Source organism: Streptomyces sp. NPDC005808 (assembly GCF_042871385.1).
Classification (GTDB): Bacteria; Actinomycetota; Actinomycetes; order Streptomycetales; family Streptomycetaceae; genus Streptomyces.
The window spans coordinates 84,554-105,523 of the sequence record NZ_JBIAIK010000017.1; the positions used below are offsets into that span (position 1 = coordinate 84,554).

Annotated in this window: 18 protein-coding genes; 9 read left to right on the forward strand and 9 right to left on the reverse strand. The window is 70.3% G+C overall.

All coding sequences use genetic code 11. The features are described from left to right. The first annotated feature begins 40 nt into the window (after positions 1 to 40). On the forward strand, positions 41 to 703 hold the full coding sequence (locus ACFYPC_RS30825; RefSeq protein WP_391889263.1) for a DUF461 domain-containing protein: 663 nt from the start codon (positions 41 to 43) through the stop codon (positions 701 to 703). 166 nt (positions 704 to 869) lie between these two features. Here the strand turns inward: ACFYPC_RS30825 and ACFYPC_RS30830 are convergent, their stop codons facing one another. Continuing rightward, positions 870 to 1,550, reverse strand: a complete 681-nt coding sequence (locus ACFYPC_RS30830; RefSeq protein ID WP_009340348.1) for a response regulator transcription factor — start codon at positions 1,548 to 1,550, stop codon at positions 870 to 872. Further along, on the reverse strand, positions 1,547 to 2,821 hold the full coding sequence (locus ACFYPC_RS30835) for a sensor histidine kinase (RefSeq protein ID WP_391889265.1): 1,275 nt from the start codon (positions 2,819 to 2,821) through the stop codon (positions 1,547 to 1,549). Before ACFYPC_RS30835 ends, ACFYPC_RS30830 begins: the two co-directional genes overlap by 4 nt. 237 nt (positions 2,822 to 3,058) lie before the next feature. Between ACFYPC_RS30835 and phoU the strand changes: the two genes are divergently transcribed. The 4 genes from phoU to ACFYPC_RS30855 all read left to right on the forward strand — a co-directional run bounded on the left by phoU (position 3,059) and on the right by ACFYPC_RS30855 (position 8,620). Then, entirely contained in the window at positions 3,059 to 3,748 is a 690-nt protein-coding gene (gene phoU / locus ACFYPC_RS30840) for a phosphate signaling complex protein PhoU (protein WP_391889266.1), read from the forward strand. Positions 3,749 to 3,911: 163 nt separating this feature from the next. Then, complete coding sequence (locus tag ACFYPC_RS30845) at positions 3,912 to 4,064, forward strand: hypothetical protein (protein ID WP_391889268.1); 153 nt, start codon at positions 3,912 to 3,914, stop codon at positions 4,062 to 4,064. 210 nt (positions 4,065 to 4,274) lie between these two features. Beyond that, on the forward strand, positions 4,275 to 5,234 hold the full coding sequence (locus tag ACFYPC_RS30850; RefSeq protein WP_391889270.1) for an SMP-30/gluconolactonase/LRE family protein: 960 nt from the start codon (positions 4,275 to 4,277) through the stop codon (positions 5,232 to 5,234). 257 nt (positions 5,235 to 5,491) lie between these two features. Next, a complete protein-coding gene (locus ACFYPC_RS30855) occupies positions 5,492 to 8,620 on the forward strand; it encodes an FG-GAP-like repeat-containing protein (RefSeq protein WP_391889271.1) in 3,129 nt (1,042 codons plus the stop codon). Between the two features lie 214 nt (positions 8,621 to 8,834). Here ACFYPC_RS30855 and ACFYPC_RS30860 read toward each other — a convergent pair whose 3' ends face one another. Beyond that, positions 8,835 to 9,428, reverse strand: coding sequence for a DinB family protein (locus tag ACFYPC_RS30860; protein ID WP_391889273.1), 594 nt, complete (start codon positions 9,426 to 9,428; stop codon positions 8,835 to 8,837). A gap of 211 nt (positions 9,429 to 9,639) precedes the next feature. Then, a complete protein-coding gene (locus tag ACFYPC_RS30865; RefSeq protein WP_391889275.1) occupies positions 9,640 to 10,401 on the reverse strand; it encodes a phosphoglyceromutase in 762 nt (253 codons plus the stop codon). A gap of 148 nt (positions 10,402 to 10,549) precedes the next feature. On the opposite strand from ACFYPC_RS30865, the gene ACFYPC_RS30870 reads away from it, so the two are divergent. The 3 genes from ACFYPC_RS30870 to ACFYPC_RS30880 all read left to right on the forward strand — a co-directional run bounded on the left by ACFYPC_RS30870 (position 10,550) and on the right by ACFYPC_RS30880 (position 13,611). Continuing rightward, complete coding sequence (locus tag ACFYPC_RS30870; protein WP_391889277.1) at positions 10,550 to 11,818, forward strand: MDR family MFS transporter; 1,269 nt, start codon at positions 10,550 to 10,552, stop codon at positions 11,816 to 11,818. An 89-nt stretch (positions 11,819 to 11,907) separates the two neighbouring features. Then, positions 11,908 to 12,390, forward strand: a complete 483-nt coding sequence (locus ACFYPC_RS30875) for a hypothetical protein (RefSeq protein WP_391889279.1) — start codon at positions 11,908 to 11,910, stop codon at positions 12,388 to 12,390. A 264-nt stretch (positions 12,391 to 12,654) separates the two neighbouring features. Next, entirely contained in the window at positions 12,655 to 13,611 is a 957-nt protein-coding gene (locus tag ACFYPC_RS30880) for an N-acetylmuramoyl-L-alanine amidase (RefSeq protein WP_391889281.1), read from the forward strand. A gap of 216 nt (positions 13,612 to 13,827) precedes the next feature. Here the strand turns inward: ACFYPC_RS30880 and ACFYPC_RS30885 are convergent, their stop codons facing one another. Then, a complete protein-coding gene (locus ACFYPC_RS30885) occupies positions 13,828 to 15,312 on the reverse strand; it encodes a hypothetical protein (protein ID WP_391889283.1) in 1,485 nt (494 codons plus the stop codon). A gap of 318 nt (positions 15,313 to 15,630) precedes the next feature. Next, complete coding sequence (locus ACFYPC_RS30890) at positions 15,631 to 16,074, reverse strand: DUF2000 family protein (RefSeq protein WP_391889286.1); 444 nt, start codon at positions 16,072 to 16,074, stop codon at positions 15,631 to 15,633. 49 nt (positions 16,075 to 16,123) lie between these two features. Between ACFYPC_RS30890 and ACFYPC_RS30895 the strand changes: the two genes are divergently transcribed. Next, entirely contained in the window at positions 16,124 to 17,002 is an 879-nt protein-coding gene (locus ACFYPC_RS30895) for an AraC family transcriptional regulator (RefSeq protein WP_391889288.1), read from the forward strand. Between the two features lie 21 nt (positions 17,003 to 17,023). Here the strand turns inward: ACFYPC_RS30895 and ACFYPC_RS30900 are convergent, their stop codons facing one another. From ACFYPC_RS30900 to mshA, 3 genes are all read right to left on the reverse strand, one after another. Continuing rightward, positions 17,024 to 18,766: a glycosyl hydrolase family 28-related protein gene (locus ACFYPC_RS30900; RefSeq protein ID WP_391889290.1), complete on the reverse strand. Its 1,743-nt coding sequence runs from the start codon at positions 18,764 to 18,766 to the stop codon at positions 17,024 to 17,026. 190 nt (positions 18,767 to 18,956) lie between these two features. Continuing rightward, positions 18,957 to 19,457, reverse strand: a complete 501-nt coding sequence (locus ACFYPC_RS30905; RefSeq protein ID WP_391889292.1) for a YbjN domain-containing protein — start codon at positions 19,455 to 19,457, stop codon at positions 18,957 to 18,959. After that, positions 19,450 to 20,787 carry a D-inositol-3-phosphate glycosyltransferase gene (gene mshA, locus ACFYPC_RS30910; RefSeq protein WP_391889294.1) on the reverse strand — a complete coding sequence of 446 codons (1,338 nt, stop codon included), beginning with the start codon at positions 20,785 to 20,787 and terminating at the stop codon, positions 19,450 to 19,452. The genes ACFYPC_RS30905 and mshA overlap by 8 nt, the downstream gene beginning before the upstream one ends. Between the last annotated feature and the right edge of the window lie 183 nt (positions 20,788 to 20,970).

Below are 20,970 nucleotides of genomic sequence, written 5' to 3' on the forward strand. Positions count from 1 at the left end.
CCGCCTTGTTTCTTCCCACGTTCAAGGAGTTGCCGCAGCCGTGAGCAGCAGCCTTCGACGCGGCGCTCTCGCCGCCGCCGCCCTAGCGTTCTCGATCGCCTCACTCGCCGCGTGCGCCGCAGGCAACAACGCACAGACCCTGGAAGTGAAGCCGGACAACGCCGCGACCGCCGTCGGCAACATCAAGATCCAGAACGCCGTCGTCATCACCCAGCCCGACCTGGAGGCGGCAGGCCCGGCCGCGATCTCGGCGACCGTGTTCAACAACGGTGACGCCGCGCAGACGCTGGACTCGATCACCGTCGCCGACAGTGGCAAGACCGCCGAGCTCAAGCCCGCCAAGGGCACCGGCAAAGTGACGATCCCGGCGGGCGGCTACGTCATCCTCGGCGGCAAGGGCAACGCCGCCGCGGTGCTGACCAGCGGCAACGACGCCATCACGGACGGCAACGCCCAGAAGATCACCTTCAGCTTCAGCCAGACGGGTGATGTGAGCCTGCGCGCGTTCGTCATGCCGGCCGACAGCTACTTCGCCGGGTGGGGGCCGAGCCAGGTCCCCGCGACGCCGGACGCCACGGCGACCGCGAGCACCGAGCCGTCCAGCTCCACGTCCGCCTCGGTCTCGGAGTCACCCTCCGACACCGCGACGGCCACCCCCACCGACTCGGCCTCGGCGAGCGTGACGGCCTCGCCCACGGAGTAGCCCGGCGCCTGCCGATCCGCCTGCCGATCCACTCACGCACGAAGGGCGGGACCCCGAGGGGTGCCGCCCTTCGTCGTGCGCAAGCAGTCGACGCGAGAGAGCCGGCGCGGGAGCGCCGGCGTTCGCTGTACGGGAGCCGACGTACGAGTCCCTGTACGAGGTCGGTTTACGGCTCGAACTTGTATCCCAGGCCGCGCACCGTCACGAGGTAGCGGGGCGCCCCCGGGTCCGGCTCGATCTTCGCGCGCAGGCGCTTGACGTGGACGTCGAGCGTCTTGGTGTCACCGACGTAGTCGGCACCCCACACGCGGTCGATGAGCTGCATACGGGTCAGGACGCGGCCCGCGTTGCGCAGGAGCATCTCCAGGAGGTCGAACTCCTTCAGCGGGAGGTCGACCTTGGAACCCGAGACGGTGACCACGTGGCGGTCGACGTCCATCCGGACGGGTCCGGCCTCCAGAGCGGCCGGAGTGACCTCCTCCGGCTCCCCGCGACGGCGGAGCACGGCACGGATACGGGCGACCAGCTCGCGGGAGGAGAAGGGCTTGGTGACGTAGTCGTCAGCCCCTATCTCCAGCCCGACGACCTTGTCGATCTCGCTGTCCTTGGCGGTGACCATGATCACCGGAACGTTGGAGCGGCCGCGCAGTTGACGGCAGACCTCGGTGCCGGGCAGGCCCGGCAGCATCAGGTCGAGCAGGACGAGGTCGGCGCCGTTGCGCTCGAACTCGTCGAGTCCGTCGGGCCCGGTGGTCGCGATGGCGACCTCGAAGCCCTCCTTGCGGAGCATGTACGACAGGGCGTCGGAGAAGGACTCCTCGTCCTCGACGACGAGCACACGGGTCACGGAAGGACCTCCGGGGCAGGGAGCGGGTCATACGGGGATGTGACGGTGGTCGTCCCGTCGGTGGACTGCTCGTCCTCTTCGTCGAGGCCGGGCATGTGGTGTGTGGTCACACGGTCGCGGGCCGCACCCGCCTCCGGCAGCCGCAGGGTGAACGTGGAGCCCTGTCCTTCGGAACTCCACACCGTGACCTCCCCGCCGTGCGAGGCGGCCACGTGTTTGACGATCGCGAGCCCCAGCCCCGTACCACCGGTGGCACGGGAACGGGCGGGGTCGACGCGGTAGAAGCGCTCGAAGACGCGCTCCTTGTCCTTCTCCGAGATGCCGATGCCCTGGTCGGTCACGGCGATCTCGATGAGGTCTCCGCCGGGCGCGGTCACCCGACGCGCGGCTATGCCCACCCGGGTACGGGCGGGCGAGTAGTTGACGGCGTTCTCCACGAGGTTGCCCAGCGCGGCGGCCAGCTGACCCCTGTTGCCCCAGATTCTCAGATCGGCGGTGCCGCCCGCGGCCATGGTGATCTGCTTCGTGCCGGCCTGGTGGCGGCAGCGGTCGATCGCCTCGGCGACGAGATCGTCGGCCCGTACCGGCTCGGCGTCCTCAAGGGGGTCGTCGTTCTGGACCCGGGAGAGGTCGATGAGCTCCTGCACGAGATTGGTGAGCCGGGTGGCCTCTATCTGCATCCGCCCGGCGAAGCGTTCCACCGCCTCCGGGTCGTCGGAAGCGCCCATGACAGCTTCGGAGAGCAGGCTGAGGGCGCCGACGGGGGTCTTGAGCTCGTGGCTGACATTCGCGACGAAGTCGCGTCGCACGGCTTCGATGCGCCTTGCCTCGGTGAGGTCCTCGACCAGGAGGAGTACGAGCCGGGAGCCGAGCGGCGCCACCCGGGCGGAGACGGCGAGGGCTTCCCCGCGTCCTGTCCCGCGCCTCGGCAGGTCCAGCTCCACCTGTCGTATCTCCCCGTCACGACGGGTGTCGCGCGCCATCTGGAGCATCGGTTCGACGGCGAGTTTGCCGCCGCGCACCAGCCCGAGGGCGTACGCGGCCGAGCTGGCCTTGACCACGGTGTCCGCCTCGTCGAGTACGACGGCGGAGGAGCGGAGCACGGACAGCACCGTGTCCACGCCGGGCGGAAGGACCGGATCCGTATGCAGCGAGGTGCGCGTAGGGCGCTTCAGGTCGCGCTCGCTCCAGCGGAACGCCAGCATGGCGATGACACCGGTGAGCACTCCGGCGATCGCTGCCGCTGCGGCGACCGCCGCGTTCACGTCCATGCCTCCAGGTTAGGCATGTCGTCGGCCCAGGCCACAGCCATCCGAGTGCGACCTCGAACACTCGTCGCCCAGAGTTCACCCAGGAGCCAGTGGTGGTTCATTTGAGGGGCCGGAAACGGACGCGTACAGGCCGGACCGTGGGAACGTGGGGTTCCCGGGGCCTGTTCGGTGGCTGATTCCGATGGTCGAAATCCAGCCCCCGCACCACCGAAGCTGACGTGAGAGAGGGACAACCTGATGCGGGACGCGTACCACGAGGAACTGGACTCGATCGGCGAGGGCCTGGTCGAGATGGCCCGGCTCGTCGGGTCGGCGATCGGACGCGCCACGACGGCCATCCTCGACTCCGACCTGAACCTGGCCGAGAGCGTGATCGCCGCCGACGAGAAGGTCGACGATCTCCAGCACGAGCTGGAGGCGCGGGCGATCGCCCTGCTGGCCCGCCAGCAGCCGGTGGCGACGGATCTGCGGATCGTGGTCACCTCGCTCCGTATGTCGGCGGACCTGGAGCGCTCCGGCGACCTGGCCCAGCATGTCGCGAAGCTGGCCCGGCTGCGCTTCCCCGAGCGGGCGATCCCGCACGACCTGCACGCCACGATCCTGGAGATGGGCCAGCTCGCCCAGCGCCTGATGGCCAAGGCGGCCGAGGTCATCATCACCAAGGACGTCGACCTCGCGCTCCAGCTGGAGTCGGACGACGACGAGATGGACCTGCTGCACCGCACGCTCTTCCAGCACCTGCTGGACGACAAGTGGAAGCACGGCATAGAGACCGCCGTGGACGTCACCCTCCTGGGCCGCTACTACGAGCGCTTCGCCGATCACGCGGTGTCCGTCGCCAAGCGCGTCGTGTTCCTCGTGACGGGCGAGCACGCGGACGAGATCCAGCCTGACATTCAGCCGGTCACGGGGGTTGAGGGGGCCTGATCCGGCCGCGGTGCCTGGCTCGTCCCGCACTCCGGGGGCGCGCGGAAGCCTCGGTGCGCCGAGCATGCGCCGTTGATGTGCCTGCCGGAGTGGGCATGAAATGGGCGACAGGAGCTGTGCGGTGCAGCGTGCCTCGCACACCTCGTGCCTGAAGGAGGGACCCATGGCCGAATCCCCCAGCACGCCCGACCCCACCCAGGACAGCGGCACCCAGCAGCCCGCCGAGATCAAGAACCTTCCACTGTTCGGCGCCTGCGGCTGCGGCTCGGGGTGCGGATGCGGATGCCAGTCCGGCAATCCCTGCCAGTGCGGCTGATCGCATAGACACGTACATATATGTACTTACAGGCGCATACGTACGTACGTCGAAGGGGCCCCGTCATGACGGGGCCCCTTCTGCGTGTCCTCGCCCAGGGGTGACGCGGGGAACCCCGGCGGGTGGCAGTCCGTTGCGAACTAAAGGAACGGTAAAGCGAGTTCGCAGCTCGCGGAGTCCCACCCCCACTCTTCACGGAGGCCTGGAACCATGACCCAGAACCACCCTCCCCAGTTGTCCCGGCGTGCCGTCCTCGGCGGTGCCACCGTCGCCGCACTCGCGGTGGCGGCCGGTACCGGCGCCGGCACGGCGAGCGCCGCCGCTGACACCCCGAAGGCCTCGTGGCCGACCGAGTTCCCGCTCCCCGACGGCTTCCTCCCCGAGGGGATCACCATCGGCAGAAAGCCGTACGCGTACATGGGCTCGCGCGCGAACGGCGCCATCCTCCGCACCGACCTGCGCACCGGCGAGGGCGAGGTCATATTCGCGGGCGCCACCGGCCTGGTGTCCGTCGGCCTGAAGCTGGACGACGACGGCCTGCTCTACGTCGCCGGCAGCACGGGCATCGCACGGATCCACGACTCCCGCACCGGCGACCTGGTGGCCACGCACCAACTGACCGAGGCGAGCGGCCACTTCATCAACGACGTCACCCTGCTCGGCGACCGCGCCTGGTTCACCGACTCGCGCGACGCGGTGCTCCACGGCGTACCGCGCGGCGGCGGTGGAGCGGTCCGCACCCTGCCCCTCACCGGCGACTGGGTCCAGGTCCCGGACCTGATCAACGCCAACGGCATCGTGGGCACCCCGGACGGCCGCGCCCTGATCGTCGTCAAGAGCAACCCGGGCGAGCTCTACAACGTGAACCTCAAGACCGGGTACGCCACCAGGATCACGCTGACGGGCGCGGAGAACGTCCTCAACGGCGACGGCCTCGTCCGCATCGGCCGCACCCTGTACGTCGTACAGAACCGCCTCAACCTCGTCACCGTGTTCGACCTCGACGCCAAGGCCACCACCGCCACCCTGCGCCGCACGATCACCGACCCGCGCTTCGACATACCCACCACGGCCGCCCGTTTCGGCAACCGCCTCTACCTCGTCAACGCCCGTTTCACGAGCCCGCAGTTGCCGGACACGACGTTCAACGGCGTGGCTGTTCCTCTCTGATCCCCGCTGATCCCCGCTGATCCTTCCTGAGTCCTCTCCGGGAGTGGGACGGGTGCGGCCCGGCGGTGCCGGGCCGCGGCTGCCTTCTCTGTTGCCCCCGCTGCTTCTGAGGCGCCTGGGCCTGCTGTTACTCTCATGCGTCTGTGCACGGGGGGCAGCCGGGGGGCTGAGCATTTTCGCAGCACCGTCGACGCGCGCCTGAGCGGCCGCCGCCATCCCGTCACGCCTTTTTCTGTTCGGCATCCCAGGAGGCGACGATGGCCCGTCGTACCACCGCCCGTGGCGTCGTCGCCGCGTTGGCCGCACTCGCCGTGACCGTCGGTCCCGGTCCGCTCGCCGGCATGGCCGACGCGGACGACGGTGTCGGGGCCGGCAACGCCGTCAGCGGCACCAACGGTGTCAGCGGCTCCAACGGTGTCAGCGGCTCCGCCCTCGCGGCCGAGAAGGTCTTCCAGGTGGACCGCTACATACCGCGGAAGGACCGGATCCTCACCGCAGGGCCCAGCGGCTATCTGCATGCGCAGGAGGGGCGTTCCGGCTACCTGTGGACGTCGTACGACACCGGTACGACGACCGAGTTCGGCGACCTGGGACGGCTCGAACTCCCCGCGTACTCGGGATCGTCGTCCGATGTCGTGGCCGATGTCGTCTCGCCCACCCAGAAGGTCGTCCTCAGGGACCTGGCCGCCGGTACCGCCACCGACGTCGCCATCACCCACGGCACGTACGCGGCCACCTTCGGCACCCATGTGCTGACACAGGCCCGTGACGCCGCCGGCAACCGGGTGCTGTGGCTCTACGGCGACGGCACCCCCGCCGACGGCACCCTCGTCGACGGATGGCCGACCGGGATCAGCAACCTCTTCACCGTCCTGGGCGGCGACAGCGGCACCGCCGTCATCGGCTACACGTCGGCGAGTGGCGAGCCGCACCTGGCGCTGGTGGATCTGGCCGGCGCGAGAGTCACCGGCGACCTGGCCGTGTCCGCCGCTCCGACGGCCGTCGCGCTGAGCGCGGACCGGCTGGTCTGGTACCGCTCCGACAACCCGGTGGCCCACGTCCTGGACCGCGCCGACCTCTCCGCCCCCGAGACGCAGTTGGCGGTGCTCGACCCACGGGGCACCCCGTCCGTGGGCATCGCCGGACGCTGGCTGGTGGTGGCCCGTACCGTGCCGTCGACCACGAGCAGCCCGGCCGACAAGGCCGGCATGCCGCTGATGGCCGTCCCGCTCACGGGCGGGGCCCCGCTCACCCTGCTCCCGCGCGCGAACAGTTCTCTCGTCACGGCACCGGACGGCAGTCTGCTGGCCGTCGGCGGTGCCGACTCCGGACACTGGGCGGTACGCCGGGTCACCGACTCGGGGGCGGGCACCCCGACTCTGACGGAAGTGACCGCCGTACCTGCCGCGGCCGCGACGATCAGCCGACTGTCCCTGCAGAACGGCACCCTGGCCACCGACGAGCCCAACAGCAGCTTCCTGGGCGCCTACTACACCCGGCGGATCGCCGCCGACGGAACACCGGGCGCGCCGACCTGGCTGGACTGGGACGGCTTCAATACGGGCCCGTACGTCACCGGAGACGGCCGCGTGGTGACGTTCACCGCCGACTCCGACCCCGTCGGCTCGTCCGTCCAGTCCCTCGGCAAGGATGACCAGGCGGGCTTCTTCTACCTGCCCTCGGCCGCCGGAACCGTCCTCGACATCACGGGCCGCTACGCGATCGTCAACGGTTCCTCCCCCACCAAGCAGTACGTCGGCGACCTCGGCGTCTACACCGACCTGCAGCCCATCCTCACCCGCTCCGTCACCGCCGCCTCCGTCTGGGGGACCAGCCTGTGGACGCCGGGTTCCGGTACCGGTGTCGTCACCGCCAAGGACCTGAAGACCGGCAAGACCACCGAAACCGTCAGCACCGGCGCCCCGTGTGTTCCCAAGGAGCTCCAGGCGGTGGGCCGTTGGATCTACTGGTCCTGCGGCACGGCCGCGACGGCGGGCGTCTGGGACCGTACGGCGAAGAAGAACATCCCCGTCCCGTCCGGCGAGGCCCTGCTCGGTGACGGCTACCTCGTCCGGCACGACACCGCGGCCGGAGCGCTCCTCCTCACCACCTTCGCCGACGGCACCGCGGCCACCCGCAAGATCGGCGACCTCGCGGCGGGTACCTCCAGTCTGCGCGGGGTGACCTGGACCGTGGACAAGTTCGGCGGGCCGGCGGCCTACGTCGACGCGGACAAGCGGATTCACCTGGTGCCCAGCGGGGCGGCCACCCAGCGGCTCGCGGTCATCGAGTCCGAGGTGAGGGACAACGCCTGGGGGAGCGACTCGGCCGACAGCCCGTGGTGGCAGTGGCGCGGACTGCTCTCCAAGCCCGCCGCCTCCTGGACGGCCACGCTGACCAGCAAGGTCACCGGCGCGGTGGTCCGCACGCTCTCCGGCGGAGAGGTGAGCGGCAACCTGGCCACGGACTGGGACATGCGCGACGCCAAGGGCGCGTTCGTTCCCAACGGCACGTACACCTTCAGGCTGACGGCCCCGCCCGCCGACGGTTCGGGACCGGCGCTGACGGTGACGCAGACGGTGAAGGTGTCCAACGGAGCCGCCGTACGCCACGACTTCACCGGCAGCGTCACCTGGGCACCCGACGGGACCGGCGACGCCCTGACCCTCAGCTCGTCCGGCGTCATCAGCTACCGGCCGGGCAACGGGACCGGCGCCTTGGGTGCCGGCATGTCGGCCTCGGGCTGGCCCTCCTCCGTGACGCTGGTCCCGTTCGGCGACCTCAACGGCGACCGCCGCAACGACGTCCTCGTCCGGTTCAGCAGCGGCGAGCTGCGGGTGTACCGGACCATGCGCGGGGAGGCCTTCCTCACGAGCACCCCGCACACCTCGCTCGGCAAGGGCTGGAACCAGTACGACGTGCTGACCTCGCCCGGGGACGTCAGCGGCGACGGCCGCCCGGACCTCATCGCCCGCAACTCCTCCACGGGAGCCGTCTACCTCTACAAGGGGACGAGTTCCGGGAAGCTCTCGGCGCGCGTGAAGCTCTACGACAACTGGAAGACGTACAAGAAGATCGTGGGCGTCGGCGACCTCAACGGCGACGGCATCGGCGACCTTCTCGCCCAGGACAAGTCCAACAACCTGTACCAGTACTTCGGCACGGGCAAGGGCACCTTCAAGGCGCGCGTGAAGCTGTACTCGGCCTGGGGCGGTTCCTACAACACCATCGTCGGCGTCGGCGACATCACCGGTGACGGCAAGGCGGACATCATCTCCCGCGACACCTCCGGCAACGTGTGGCGCAACAGCGGCACCGGAAAGGGGTCGTTCGGCCCCCGCGCGAAGATCGCCTCGGGATGGCAGGCGTACAAGGGCGTGTTCTGACGGCCCGGCGCAACGCCTGCGTGCCCGCGCGCCCGCGCGCCCGCGTCGAGGGTCCGCAGGATCGTCTTGCGGATCCGTCACCGGGTCCGCAGGATCATCCTGCGGACCCGTCGCCACTCCGGCCGGCGGCCACTCCAGCCGGCGGAACCGAACCTGCGACCTCCGCGCCCCGAAGCACCTTGGAACCGCGTCCGACCTCGGGCTGCCGTATCTGTCACCTGCCGTCCGGGCAGGCGTCTGTTGCGAATGAGTCCGCTGCCGCCTGGATCCCGGCGACGTACTCACGCCACCACGCTTCGCCTCCCACCTCGTCATGATCCGGACCGGCGCGCCCGTCGACGAGTTCGCGGACCACGTCGGCATGGCCGGCGTGCTGGGCCGTCTCGGACACCATCCGAACGAGCAGAAAGCCCAAGGTCGTGTCGCGCTTTCCCGCCGGCCAGTGAGCCACCCACCCGGGGGTCTCCAGGTCCAGGTCCGCGATGGTCCGATCGGCGTGCGCACAGGCACGTCCGTAGAGCCCGATCAGGTACTCGCTCGACTCATCGGGTGCCGCCCACATGTCGGCGCCTTCCCAGACCGAACCGTCCTCGAACCACGACATGGTCTCGGGCGCCGGCCGCTTGAACGACTCGCCGAGATACCCGTACTCCAAGCCGGCGAGGTGTTTGACGAGGCCCAGCAAGTTGGTGCCGGTCGGCGTCATGGGCCGACGCAGGTCGTACTCGCTCAAGCCCTCGAGCTTGGTCAGCAGCCCTGCCCTGTGAGCCCGCAGCTTGCGATGCAATTCCTCTTTGAGGTCGAACACCCTCGCCCCTCTCACCAGCAGAAGACAGCACGCCGACCGGAGCGCCGACGTCGATCTCGGACAGTCTCGCGGCCTGCCTCAGCCCCTGTACACCTTGCCCGCAGGCGCCCGCAGATCCGCCGAGCGCTGAGGTCCCAGAGAGGGCCCCAGCACAGAAACGAGCCCCCTACCCTACGGAAAACCCGCAGGTAGGGGGCTTGTTCGTGTCTGCTTACTTCTTCTTGCCCTGGTTCTTGACCGCCTCGATCGCGGCCGCCGCGGCGTCCGGGTCGAGGTAGGTGCCGCCGGGCTTGAGAGGCTTGAAGGCGGCGTCCAACTCGTAGGAGAGCGGAATGCCCGTCGGGATGTTCAGGCCCGCGATGTCGGCGTCGGAGATGCCGTCGAGGTGCTTGACGAGGGCGCGCAGGGAGTTGCCGTGGGCCGCGACCAGGACCGTACGGCCGGTGAGGAGGTCGGGGACGATGCCGTCGTACCAGTACGGGAGCATGCGGAGGACGACGTCCTTCAGGCACTCCGTGCGGGGGCGGATCTCCGGCGGGATCGACGCGTAGCGCGGGTCGTCCGACTGGGAGAACTCCGTGCCGTCCTCAAGGGCGGGCGGCGGCGTGTCGTACGAACGGCGCCAGAGCATGAACTGCTCCTCGCCGAATTCGGCGAGGGTCTGGGCCTTGTCCTTGCCCTGGAGGGCGCCGTAGTGCCGCTCGTTCAGGCGCCAGGAGCGGTGGACCGGGATCCAGTGGCGGTCCGCGGACTCCAGCGCGAGCTGGGCGGTGCGGATCGCGCGCTTCTGGAGCGAGGTGTGGACCACGTCGGGCAGCAGGCCGGCGTCCTTGAGCAGCTCACCGCCGCGTACTGCCTCCTTCTCGCCCTTCTCGTTAAGGTTGACGTCCACCCAGCCGGTGAACAGGTTCTTCGCGTTCCATTCGCTCTCGCCGTGGCGGAGGAGGATCAGCTTGTACGGTGCGTCGGCCATGCGTACGAGCCTAATGGAAGGCTTGTTAACCTCGCGCGGCTGCCCGGAAGCCGGACAGTTGACGGCATCTGTTAATTGAGTGGCCAGGCGGGGACGGCCGTTTGTAAGTTGCGCTCAATACCCGAGCCGCTTACTCCGTGGGGCCCCGATGCCAATCGCCGTCATGAGGCGCGCCGTCCGTGAGAGCGTCTCCGGACTCCCCCGCGAGTTCTGGTGGCTCTGGACCAGCACTCTCGTCAACCGGCTCGGCGCTTTCGTCGCCACCTTCATGGCCCTGTACCTGACCATCGACCGCGGCTACTCCGCCTCGTACGCCGGACTCGTCGCCGCACTGCACGGCCTCGGCAGTGTCGCCTCCTCGCTCGGCGCGGGCGTGATGACCGACCGGCTCGGGCGACGGCCCACCCTGCTGATCGCGCAGGTGTCCACGGCGGGCTCCGTCGCGCTGCTCGGGTTCATGCACGACCCGGTCGCCATCGCGGGCGTCGCCTTCCTGGTGGGGGCCACGTCGAACGCCTCGCGGCCCGCCGTGCAGGCGATGATCGCCGACATCGTGCGCCCCGAGGACCGCGTACGGGCCTTCTCGGTCAACTACTGGGCCATCAACCTCGGCTTCGCCGTCTCCTCCGTGGGCGCCGGTTTCATCGCCGAGTTCAGCTACCTCGCGGGCTTCCTCATCGAGGCCGGAATGACCCTCGCCTGCGCGCTCGTCGTTTTCGCGAGGATCCCGGAGTCCCGGCCGGTCCAGGTCTCCAAGGAGTCCGCGGACGCCGATGGCGTCGGGCTCGGGACCGTGCTGCGCGACCGGCGTTTCATGAGCGTCGTCGGCCTGTCCTTCCTCGTCGCCGTCGTCTTCCAGCAGGCATCCGTCGGTCTCCCGGTCGCGATGGGCGAGGCCGGCTTCACCCCGGCCGACTACGGCACGGCGATCGCCGTCAACGGCGTACTCATCGTCGTTCTGCAGATCCCGGTCACCCGTCTCATCGAGCACCGTGATCCGAAGCGGCTGCTCGTCGTCTCCTCGCTCCTCGCGGGGTACGGCTTCGGGCTCACCGCCTTCGCCGGGTCGGTCGGCGTCTTCGTGCTCACCGTGTGCGTGTGGACCCTGGCGGAGATCGTCAACGCGCCCACCCAGACGGGGCTGGTCGTCCGGCTCTCCCCCGTGCACGGCCGCGGCCGCTATCAGGGCATGTACACCCTGTCCTGGGCCCTCGCCTCGCTCGTCGCACCGCTGGTGTCCGGCCTCGTCATCGACCGCTTCGGCGCGGAGTGGCTGTGGGGGCTGTGCGCGGTGGTCGGGACGGTGGCGGGGGTGGGGTACGGGGTGCTGATGCGACAGCTGCCGGCGGAGGACTCATGGACCACCGCGACTCCGGCGCCCGTCACCGCGACGGCGGAGGGCGCCGGCACGGCTTGAGCCACCCATCCGCCCCCTGAGCCCCCACCCCCAGCCGCATGAGTACGCGTGCTCATGTCCCCCCGGCCCCCCGCCGCCACGCTTGGCGCATGATGAATCGGGGAACGCTTCTGACGGCCGCCGGTGTCCTGATCGCGGCCGTACCGGTCGCCGCATGGGGGCTGATGGGCCAGCAGAACTCCACGGAGCTGCCGACGTCGCAACTCGACTACGCCTTCGAGCCGTTGGGAATCCCGGACGGGACGGCCACCGTGCTCGGCGCAACGGCCCTGGTGCTGGCCGGAGCCTGCGCGGCGCTGCTCGTACGTGCCTCGCGGAGCGGCGGCGGTCTGGACAAGCGCTGGTGGGGCGTACTGGCACCGCTGGTCATGGCGGGGCTGCTGGCCGGGACAGGCTGGCGCATCCTGACGGCGGGTGTGATCGGCGCCAACATCGGTGCCGGGCTGGTCGTCTTCTTCATGGTCCCGGCGGTGGCGGGGCTGGTGATGTGGGCGCTGGGCCGCGGGGTGTGGCTCGCGACCCGGCGCCCCACGGGGGGCCAGTGGTCGGGTTTCGCCCCGCGCGGCGCATGACTTCCGCGATGCTGAACCAGACGCGACACCACTCGAGTCCCAGGCGTACGTGCCTCAACTCCCTTGCTGGGCCGACCACTTACCGACGCACCTCAACTCCCTTCCCGGGCCGACCACTTACCGACGCACCTCAACTCCCTTCCCCGGCCGACCACTTACCGACGCGGGCCACAGCCCGCACTCGTATGACCGCATCGCCCGCATGACCGCTCCGCCTGATGACCGCACGGCCCGCCGACCACGCAGATCCGAAAGGAAACAGCCATGGCCACACCTCTGACCGCCGCTGAGACCCTCTCCGCGTTGAAAGCCGAAGGTCTCGCCTTCCACGAGCACTCCGGCTGGAAGACCCACAGCCGCGACTCGGCGACGGGGAAGAAGTTCGGGCCCGTGATCGGCGTGCTCATCCACCACACCGCGGGGCACAACGACAAGGAACTCTGCTACAAGGGCAGGTCCGACCTCCCGGGCCCGCTCTGCCACGCCTGGCTCGGCAAGACCGACGGCCTGTGGCTGATCGGCCACGGCCGCACCAACCACGCCGGCTCCGTCGACCTGGACGTCCTCAACGCCCTGCGCGCCGAGAAGTCCCCGCTCCCGAAGGACAACCAGGCCAACGCCGACGGCAACGATGTCCTGTACGGCCTGGAGATCGAGAACCTCGGCAACGGCAAGGATCCCTACCCGGACGCGCAGTACCGCAAGGCCGTGCTGTGGGCCGCGGCCCTGTGCCGGGCCCACGGCTGGACCGAGAAGTCGGTCGCCGGGCACAAGGAGGTCCAGCCCGGCAAGATCGACCCCAGCTTCGACATGGACGACTTCCGGGCCGACGTGAAGAAGCAGCTCGCGCAGACGCCCGTCAAGAACACCCCGGCCAAGCCGGGCACCCCCAAACCCACCAAGCCCAGCACCGGCGGCGCGTCCAAGCCTCGCGTCGATCTGTCCCGTCTCATCGACGCCTCGAAGAAGGACCCGGCCGCCAAGCAGGGCCACGTCAGCTACATGGCCGGCACGAACCTCACCGAGGCCGCCCTGGTCAAACTCGGCTACCTCGCCAAGTCCTACGCGGGCGACGGCTCCTTCGGCTCGAAGACCATCGCCGCGTACGCCAAGTGGCAGCGCCACCTCGGCTACACCGGCGACGACGCCAACGGCATCCCCGGCAAGATCTCCCTCAGCAAACTCGGCTCCCAGACAGGGCTGTTCACCGTCGTCGCATGAGGCGGGACGAGTAAGTCCCACGCCCCGCTGTCGCCGTTGCGTGGTGAATTCACGCACATGCACCCGGGTTCGTCACGGCGAACCCGGTCCCGACCGCCTTGACCCAGGGCTTGGCCCAGGCCTTGACCCAGGGCTCGCCTCAGGCCTTGGCCCAGGCCTCGACCCGGGCCCCACCCCAAGCCCCGACCCGGGCCCCGACCGCCGCCCCCTCCACGCCTAGACCGTCACCCGAGCACTCGTCAGCGCGCCCCCGAAGAGGCCGTCGGTGTAGCGGACGGCCACCCCCGCGGCCTTGCCGCACAGGTTCACCGAGCCGGTGACCACGGGGCCGGCGGTCGAGCCGCGGGCGATCCACAGGCAGCCGTCGGTGTCCTCGCCGGGGATGCCGACGACTGTCTCGGCCCGGCCGTCCTTGTTGAGGTCGGCGAGATGGACCGCGGCGCCGAACTCGTCGCTCGCCTCGGCGGTACCCGGCACGCCCGTCGTGTTCTGGCTGTACCCAGCGACCTTTTTCGTGGTCAGACCGGTGGCGGAGCCGCGCAGTACGACAGCCGTACCGGCCATCTCGCGGGTACCGACCGCCTCCCCGGGAGCGCCGACGGCGACATCGGCGTATCCGTCGGCATTGACGTCTCCGACGCTCAGGGCCTTGCCGAACTGGTCGGCGTTCTCGCCGCCGCCCGGGACGCCCGCGGTGTCCTGGTGGAAGACCTTGGGACGCTGCTCGGCGCCGATGCCCCGTGCGCTGCCGTAGAGGACCTGGATCTCGCCGCCGCGGTGCGCACCGTCCGTCGTACCGCTGAGATAGTCGTCGTCAGCGATCCCGGTGACCAGGTCGCCGTAGCCGTCGCCGTTGATGTCGCCGATCTGCCCGGTGTGGCCGTCGGCGTAGGGAAGGTCGGTGGGCCAGGTGGCCAGGGGGTCGTCGGCGCCCGGGGCCCCGTGGTCCACGTACACCGAGCCGCGGATGTCGTCGTCCGAGGGGCCGGGCAGCCAGAACCGTTCCGCCTTGCGGTCACCGTTGACGTCGCCCATCACGACGCCCCGGGAGTTCATACGCCATTCCCGGTACTGGGACGCGGCCTTGCCGGTCCGCGTGAACGGGCCCGTGTACGACGAGGCGTCGCAGCGGGAACCGATGCCGACCTCCGCCGCGCCGTCACCTGTCATGTCGCCCACGGCCAGGGCCATGCCGAAGCTGCAGAACGTACGGCCTTCGCCGAAGCCGGCGGGCGGGGCGATGTTCGCGCCGCCCTTCAGGCCGCCCTTTCCGCCCCACACGACCGTCACGGAACCCCGGTGGTCGTGGGTGCCGACATCCTCGCCCTCGGTGCCGACCAGCAGGTCCGCGTACCCGTCCCGGTCCAGGTCGGCACTGGCCACGGCTCCCCCGAAACCGTCCCATTCCTCGGGGGCGCCGGGTATCCCACTGCTCGCCTGAGTGATCACGGTGCGCCTGGCGGTGCTCACCGACGACTTGGAGCCGTACAGGACGACGACCGCGCCGGCTTCCTCCACGGTGCCGTTGGCGGCTCCGGGCGCGCCGACGGCCAGGTCACGGTAGCCGTCGCCGTTGAAGTCGTCCTGGACGGCAGCCGTGTTGGCACCGCGGTAGGGCGCGGCGGCGGCCGACGACGTGGGGGTGAGCGGAACGGCGACGACCGCGGTGAGCACGGCGGCCACCGTGACTGCTCTGCGCAACGGAACTCCTCGGGGGAACGGGGTGACAGCGATCAATGACGACTGAGACGGGCGCGTATGGGGCATACGGGCGCACACGGGTAAACACGGATGCATGCGCGCATGCCAATACGCCCCCCTCGCCACACTGGACACACAACCTGCTCACAAGGTTGTACGCGCAGCCGTCCCCAGGACGCCCAGAGCCCGGAAGACAAGACCAGGACGCCCAGAGCCCCGGAGGCCGGGACACCCGGAGGCCGGGACACTCGGAGCCCCGAAGCCCCGGAGGCCGGGACTCCCAGAACCCGGGAGGCCACTTCGAGGAGATCGCCCGCCTCACGGATGCATCCGCGCCCCCTTCAGCACCTTGTCCACCGCGTTCCGCGGCCCGTACACCGCGAGCCCCACCAGGTCCAGCTCGCCGGTCGGCACGGCCCGCACCGCCGCGCGGTTGTCCCGGTCGTTGCCCGTGGCGAACAGGTCCGAGGTGAAGACGGCTCGCGGCAGCACCCGCGCGAGGGCCCGGCCGTGCGCGGCGGTCAGGGTCTCCTTCGAGCCCTCGAAGATCAGTACGGGCTGGCGGAACATCGGCAGGTACGGGACGTCGTCCGCGTCGGCGTACGGCTCGCCGATCACTTCGGGAACCGTCGCTCCCAGGCCGCTGACCAGAAAAGCGGTCACATTGAGTCGTTGCCAGAGCTCCAGGTCGTCCCGCAGCAGGACGGCGATCTTGGTGTCGAAGCGGATGGGTTCAAGACGTACAAGGGTCGAGACGCTCATGCGTCGAGACTGCCGACCGCCGTACGACCTCGTCTTGTACGTTCTTTGCATGGTCCCGCAGCACCGCGCCCCATGCTCCCCGCGTCCCCAGCGGGAGATCTCCGCGTGGCGCCCGCGCGTGCCGGGCGTCGTGGAGGTGTTCCACGCCCACTACACCGAGTACGCGTACCCGATGCACGTACACGAGGCGTGGACGCTGCTGATCGTCGACGACGGGGCCGTACGGTACGACCTCGCCCGGCACGAGCACGGCACCCCCCGCGACACGGTGTCGCTGCTCCCGCCGTACGTCCCGCACAACGGTTCCCCGGTCACCGAGCACGGCTTCCGCAAGCGCGTCCTGTATCTCGACCTGAGCCGGCTCGACGAGAGCCTCATCGGGCCCGCGGTGGACGCGCCGGATCTGGTGGATCCGGTGCTGCGACGGCGGGTCGGGCAGTTGCACGCCGCCCTCGCGCACCCCGGGGACGAGCTGGAGGCCGAGAGCAGGCTGACGCTGGTGGGGGAACGGCTGCGCGGGCAGCTGCGGCCCCGGCTGCCCGGGGAGCCCGCCCGCCCCGACCCCGCCCTCGCCCGCCGACTGCGTGAACTCCTCGACGCACGGCTCGTCGAAGGCGTCGCCCTGGCAGAGGCCGCCCGGCTCCTCCAGGCCCACCCCGCCCATCTGGTACGGGCGTTCAGCGCGGCCTACGGGATCGCCCCGCACCAGTACCTGATGTCCCGCCGCGTCGAACGCGCCCGCCGCCTGCTGCTCGACGGACGGCCGCCGGGCGAGGTGGCGCCGGCGACCGGCTTCTTCGACCAGTCCCATCTCAACCGCCACTTCAGGAAGCTGGTGGGGGTACCCCCGGGGCGGTACGCGCGAGCGGGGCTCGGGGCCGCGGGTACCCCCGGGGCGGTACGCGCGAGCGGACTCCGGGCCGCCTAGGACCTGTCCGGCCGGACAGGTCTAGAGGTCCCGCTGAGCCTCGTACAGGTTCGTTGGGCGTACGACGTCCGTCGTGCCGTACAGCTCCAAGCGCGTGTGGAGGTCTCCGGTGAAGTCGGGTACGTCGATCTGGCCGAACTCCGTCACTTCGTTGATGCCGACCGTGGCGCTGTAGGGCGCGAGGCCGTCGATCTTCATCAGGCCGGCGCGGGAGTTGGTGACGCGGATGTTCCAGTGGGTGAAGCGCGCGCCGAAGAGAGGGCCCGCCGAGTAGTCCCCGCCGTGCTGGCCGACGTTGTCGACCGTGATGTCGGTGCGGACGTTGGCGAAGGGCAGGCCGCGGTGGGAGTCGAAGGTGCCCATCTTCATGTCGCCGCGGGACCAGACGTTGTAGGAGGAGAGGCCTTCCACGTTGATGCCGTGGAGCTGGGTTCCGGCGGGCGCCGGGACCGTGCGCTGCTCGACCGTGAAGTCCTCGATGAGGTTGTCGTGCGAGCCCTCGCGGCAGAAGTACGGGTGGTGCGCGCCGCGGCCCGCCACGCGTGTGCGGCGCAGGGTGCAGGCGGAGGCGGCGACCAGGCCGAAGCCGTTGTCCACATGGCGTACGACCACGTCGTCGGCCCAGCAGTCGTACGCGCACTGGAAGGTGACGCCGTTGTAGCCCTTGTCGAGGAGGTGGGGGTTCTGCGGGGTTTCCACCGCCTCCAGGGTGAGTCCTTCGACGCCGGAGCCGGTCAGCGGTTCGACGAGCGTGGTCAGCCGCGGATCCCATTCGGGACGTAGGTCCAGCGGAAGCGGCCTCTCCAGGGTGACCTTTTCGCGCTGCACGCGCGCGATGCGTACGGGCCACTCGTAGGGCACGTAACTCGTCAGCTTCGTCTTGTCGTCCCAGACGTACGCCTCGGTGCCCGGACCGCCGCCCGACATGTGCTCCAGGAGGGTGTGGTCGGCGTCGTCGGCGAGGCGGAGGAGGACGAGTTGGCCGGGCTTCAGCTGCCCGGCGTCCGTGACGCGCACCGTCCGGGAGCCCTGGCGCGCCGGTGCGAGCGTCGTGAGCGTCCGCCACTCGTCGCGCTTGTTGCCGGTCCAGCCCTCGAAGGGCCATGCCTTCGCCTTGATGGCGGTCGTCAGCGTCGCGAAGCGGTCCGTCGGGCAGAGCCAGACCAGGCCGCCCGCCCAGGACCAGGACGACTTGTCGCCGCCGTAGCGGGAGCCGTAGACGCCGATCAGCTCGGTGAGGTTCCTGGTCGCGTACAGCTTCGTCACGTCGCTGCCGGCGCCGCGCAGGACGACGTTCGAGTACCCGATACGGATCAGGTCGTCGATGCGGAAGGTGCCGGGCGGGATGAGAACCGTGCCACCGCCGGCCCTGCCGGCAGCAGCGATGGCACGGTTGATCGCGGGGGCGGAGTCGGTGACGCCGTCGTCCGCCACGGCTCCGTAGTCGCGTATGTCGGCCACCACGCGGCGGCGGGGGAAGCGTGCCGTCCCGGCGCGGTAGCCGGCCCTGCCGATGTAGGGGATCTGCGGGTGGGTGAAGGGGGTGTCGGTGAACTCGCGCCAGAGGGCGGGGACTTGGACTTGGCCCTGGTCGGCCGACTCCGCGGCTGCCGTCGCCGGGGTGCCCGCCCGCGTGGCTGCCGTAATCGGGTCGCCCGGTCGCGTGGCTGCCGTCGCCGGCCCACCGGTCACGGCCAGCGCCGCCACCGCTGTGGCGCTGCCGAGCAGGCCGCGTCTGCTGATGCCCACGTATCCGTCGCTCATACCCCGCCTGCCTTCCGCCGACTGCCCCGGCTTCCGCCAGCTTCCGCTGTCTGCCGCCGCCGACTTCCGCTGATACTCACGGTTTTTCATGTACATGAACTGAGTTCATATGTGCGTCGGCGGTGAGCATGCCATGGCGATCGCCGGCACGGAAGGGGTCGTGCGGCAGCTAATTGATGAGCGAGGTAGGTCAGTTGGCGGGGCGCTGGGTCAGGTGGCTGAACGCGTCCAGGTTGCGGGTCGATTCACCGCGGGACACCCGCCAGGCGTACTCCTTGCGGATCGCGGAGGCGAAACCGAGCTCGAGGAGGGTGTTGAAAGCGCCGTCGGCGGCCTCGAGGACCGAGCCGAGCAGACGGTCGATCTCGTCCGGCGTGACCGCGGCCAGCGGCAGTTTCCCGGCCACGTAGATGTCGCCCAGGGAGTCGACGGCGTAACTCACCCCGTACAGCTTGAGATTGCGCTCCAGGAGCCAGCGGTGCACACCGCCTTCGTTCTCGTCGGGGTGGCGGATCACGAAGGCGTTGAGGGACAGCGAGTGCCTGCCGGCGATCAGCGAGACGGTCGTCGACAGCTTCCGGGTGCCGGGGAGCTTCACCACGTAGTTGCCGGGCTCAGGGCTTTCCCAGTCGAGTTCGGCGTCCTTCAGGACCCCCTCGATGACCTGCGCCGCCTGCCGTACGTCAGCCATGGTGGGAGCGTACGCGACGCCGGTGTTCCTGGACCGCGGCCGTGTACACGTCCGCCGTGGCCGCGGCGGAGGCGTCCCAGCCGAAGCCCCGCGCATGCCGGGCGGCGGCGGCGCCCAGCCGGGCGGACAGTTCCCGGTCGTCCGCGAAATCGCGCAGCACGCGCGCGTAGGCGGCGGGATCGTGGCCCTGCACCAGGAAGCCGGTCTCCTGGTCGCGCACGGCGACGGGCAGCCCGCCGACCGCGGCCGCGAGCACCGGCGTACCGGCCGCCTGCGCCTCGATGGCCACCAGTCCGAACGACTCGCTGTACGAGGGCATGACCAGCACCGACGCGGCCCGGAACCAGTCCGCGAGCTGCTCCTGCCCGACGGGCGGCCGGAAACAGACGACGTCGGCGACGCCGAGCCGCGCGGCGAGCTTCTGCAGCCCCTCGGGCTTGGCGAGGCCGCTGCCGCTGGGGCCGCCCACTACGGGGACGACGATTTTCGAGCGCAGGTCGGGGCGCTCGTCCAGCAGGACGGCGACCGCGCGCAGCAGCACGTCGGGGGCCTTCAGGGGCTGTATGCGGCCCGCGAAGAGGGGGATCAGGGCGTCCTGCGGGAGTCCGAGGCGGGCGCGGGCTGCGGCACGGCCGTCGGCGGGGCGGAAGCGGTCGAGGTTGACGCCCGGGTGGACGACGGCGACCTTGCCGCGCTCGGCCTCGTAGTGCCGTACGAGTTCGTCGGCCTCTTCGGCGGTGTTGGCGATGAGCCGGTCGGCGGCGCGCACGATCTGGGTCTCGCCGATGACCCGGGCGGCGGGCTCGGGGGTGTCGTCCTCGGCGAGCGCCGCGTTCTTGACCTTGGCCATGGTGTGCATCGCGTGCACCAGGGGGACACCCCAGCGCTCGGCGGCGAGCCAGCCGACCTGGCCGGAGAGCCAGTAGTGGGAGTGCACGAGGTCGTAGTAGCCGGGCCGGTGGCCCGCCCAGGCCTGCATGACGCCGTGCGTGAAGGCGCACAGCTGGGCCGGGAGGTCTTCCTTGGCGAGGCCTTCGTAGGGGCCCGCGTCGACATGGCGCACGAGCACGCCGGGGGCGAGCTCCACGGTCGGCGGAAGGGCCGCCGTGGTCGCGCGCGTGAAGATCTCGACCTCGATGTTGATCGCGGCGAGGCGCTGGGCGAGCTCCACGATGTATACGTTCATGCCGCCCGCGTCGCCCGTGCCGGGCTGGTGCAGGGGGGATGTGTGCACGGAGAGCATCGCGACGCGGCGGGGCTTGCGGTGCAGCCTGAGCCGCCCGGAAGCCGCCGGGGAGCGAAGCCCGAGCCTGGTGATGTACTGGCTCACGGGGCGTTCCTCCTTGCTGCGGGCATGCCTGCGGAGGATGTGCGACACCCTCCAGAGAGCGAGAACGCCGGAGCCGCCTGCTCCATTTCCGCTTTGCCGAATCATTACCGGTGATCGCTCAACCGTTCGAGGGCCGGATGCGTGCCTGAGGCGCGGCGGAAGGTTATCCACAGGCCCGCACCG

What these genes read in the sequence shown, in the direction of transcription:
- ACFYPC_RS30865 (WP_391889275.1), bottom strand. Translation starts at nt 10,401, where the DNA reads ATGGCCGACGCACCGTACAAGCTGATCCTCCTCCGCCACGGCGAGAGC.
- ACFYPC_RS30845 (WP_391889268.1), top strand. Translation starts at nt 3,912, where the DNA reads ATGGCCGAATCCCCCAGCACGCCCGACCCCACCCAGGACAGCGGCACC.
- ACFYPC_RS30850 (WP_391889270.1), top strand. Translation starts at nt 4,275, where the DNA reads ATGACCCAGAACCACCCTCCCCAGTTGTCCCGGCGTGCCGTCCTCGGC.
- phoU (WP_391889266.1), top strand. Translation starts at nt 3,059, where the DNA reads ATGCGGGACGCGTACCACGAGGAACTGGACTCGATCGGCGAGGGCCTG.
- ACFYPC_RS30900 (WP_391889290.1), bottom strand. Translation starts at nt 18,766, where the DNA reads ATGAGCGACGGATACGTGGGCATCAGCAGACGCGGCCTGCTCGGCAGC.
- ACFYPC_RS30835 (WP_391889265.1), bottom strand. Translation starts at nt 2,821, where the DNA reads ATGGACGTGAACGCGGCGGTCGCCGCAGCGGCAGCGATCGCCGGAGTG.
- ACFYPC_RS30875 (WP_391889279.1), top strand. Translation starts at nt 11,908, where the DNA reads ATGATGAATCGGGGAACGCTTCTGACGGCCGCCGGTGTCCTGATCGCG.
- ACFYPC_RS30905 (WP_391889292.1), bottom strand. Translation starts at nt 19,457, where the DNA reads ATGGCTGACGTACGGCAGGCGGCGCAGGTCATCGAGGGGGTCCTGAAG.
- ACFYPC_RS30890 (WP_391889286.1), bottom strand. Translation starts at nt 16,074, where the DNA reads ATGAGCGTCTCGACCCTTGTACGTCTTGAACCCATCCGCTTCGACACC.
- ACFYPC_RS30895 (WP_391889288.1), top strand. Translation starts at nt 16,124, where the DNA reads ATGGTCCCGCAGCACCGCGCCCCATGCTCCCCGCGTCCCCAGCGGGAG.
- ACFYPC_RS30870 (WP_391889277.1), top strand. Translation starts at nt 10,550, where the DNA reads ATGCCAATCGCCGTCATGAGGCGCGCCGTCCGTGAGAGCGTCTCCGGA.
- ACFYPC_RS30880 (WP_391889281.1), top strand. Translation starts at nt 12,655, where the DNA reads ATGGCCACACCTCTGACCGCCGCTGAGACCCTCTCCGCGTTGAAAGCC.
- ACFYPC_RS30855 (WP_391889271.1), top strand. Translation starts at nt 5,492, where the DNA reads ATGGCCCGTCGTACCACCGCCCGTGGCGTCGTCGCCGCGTTGGCCGCA.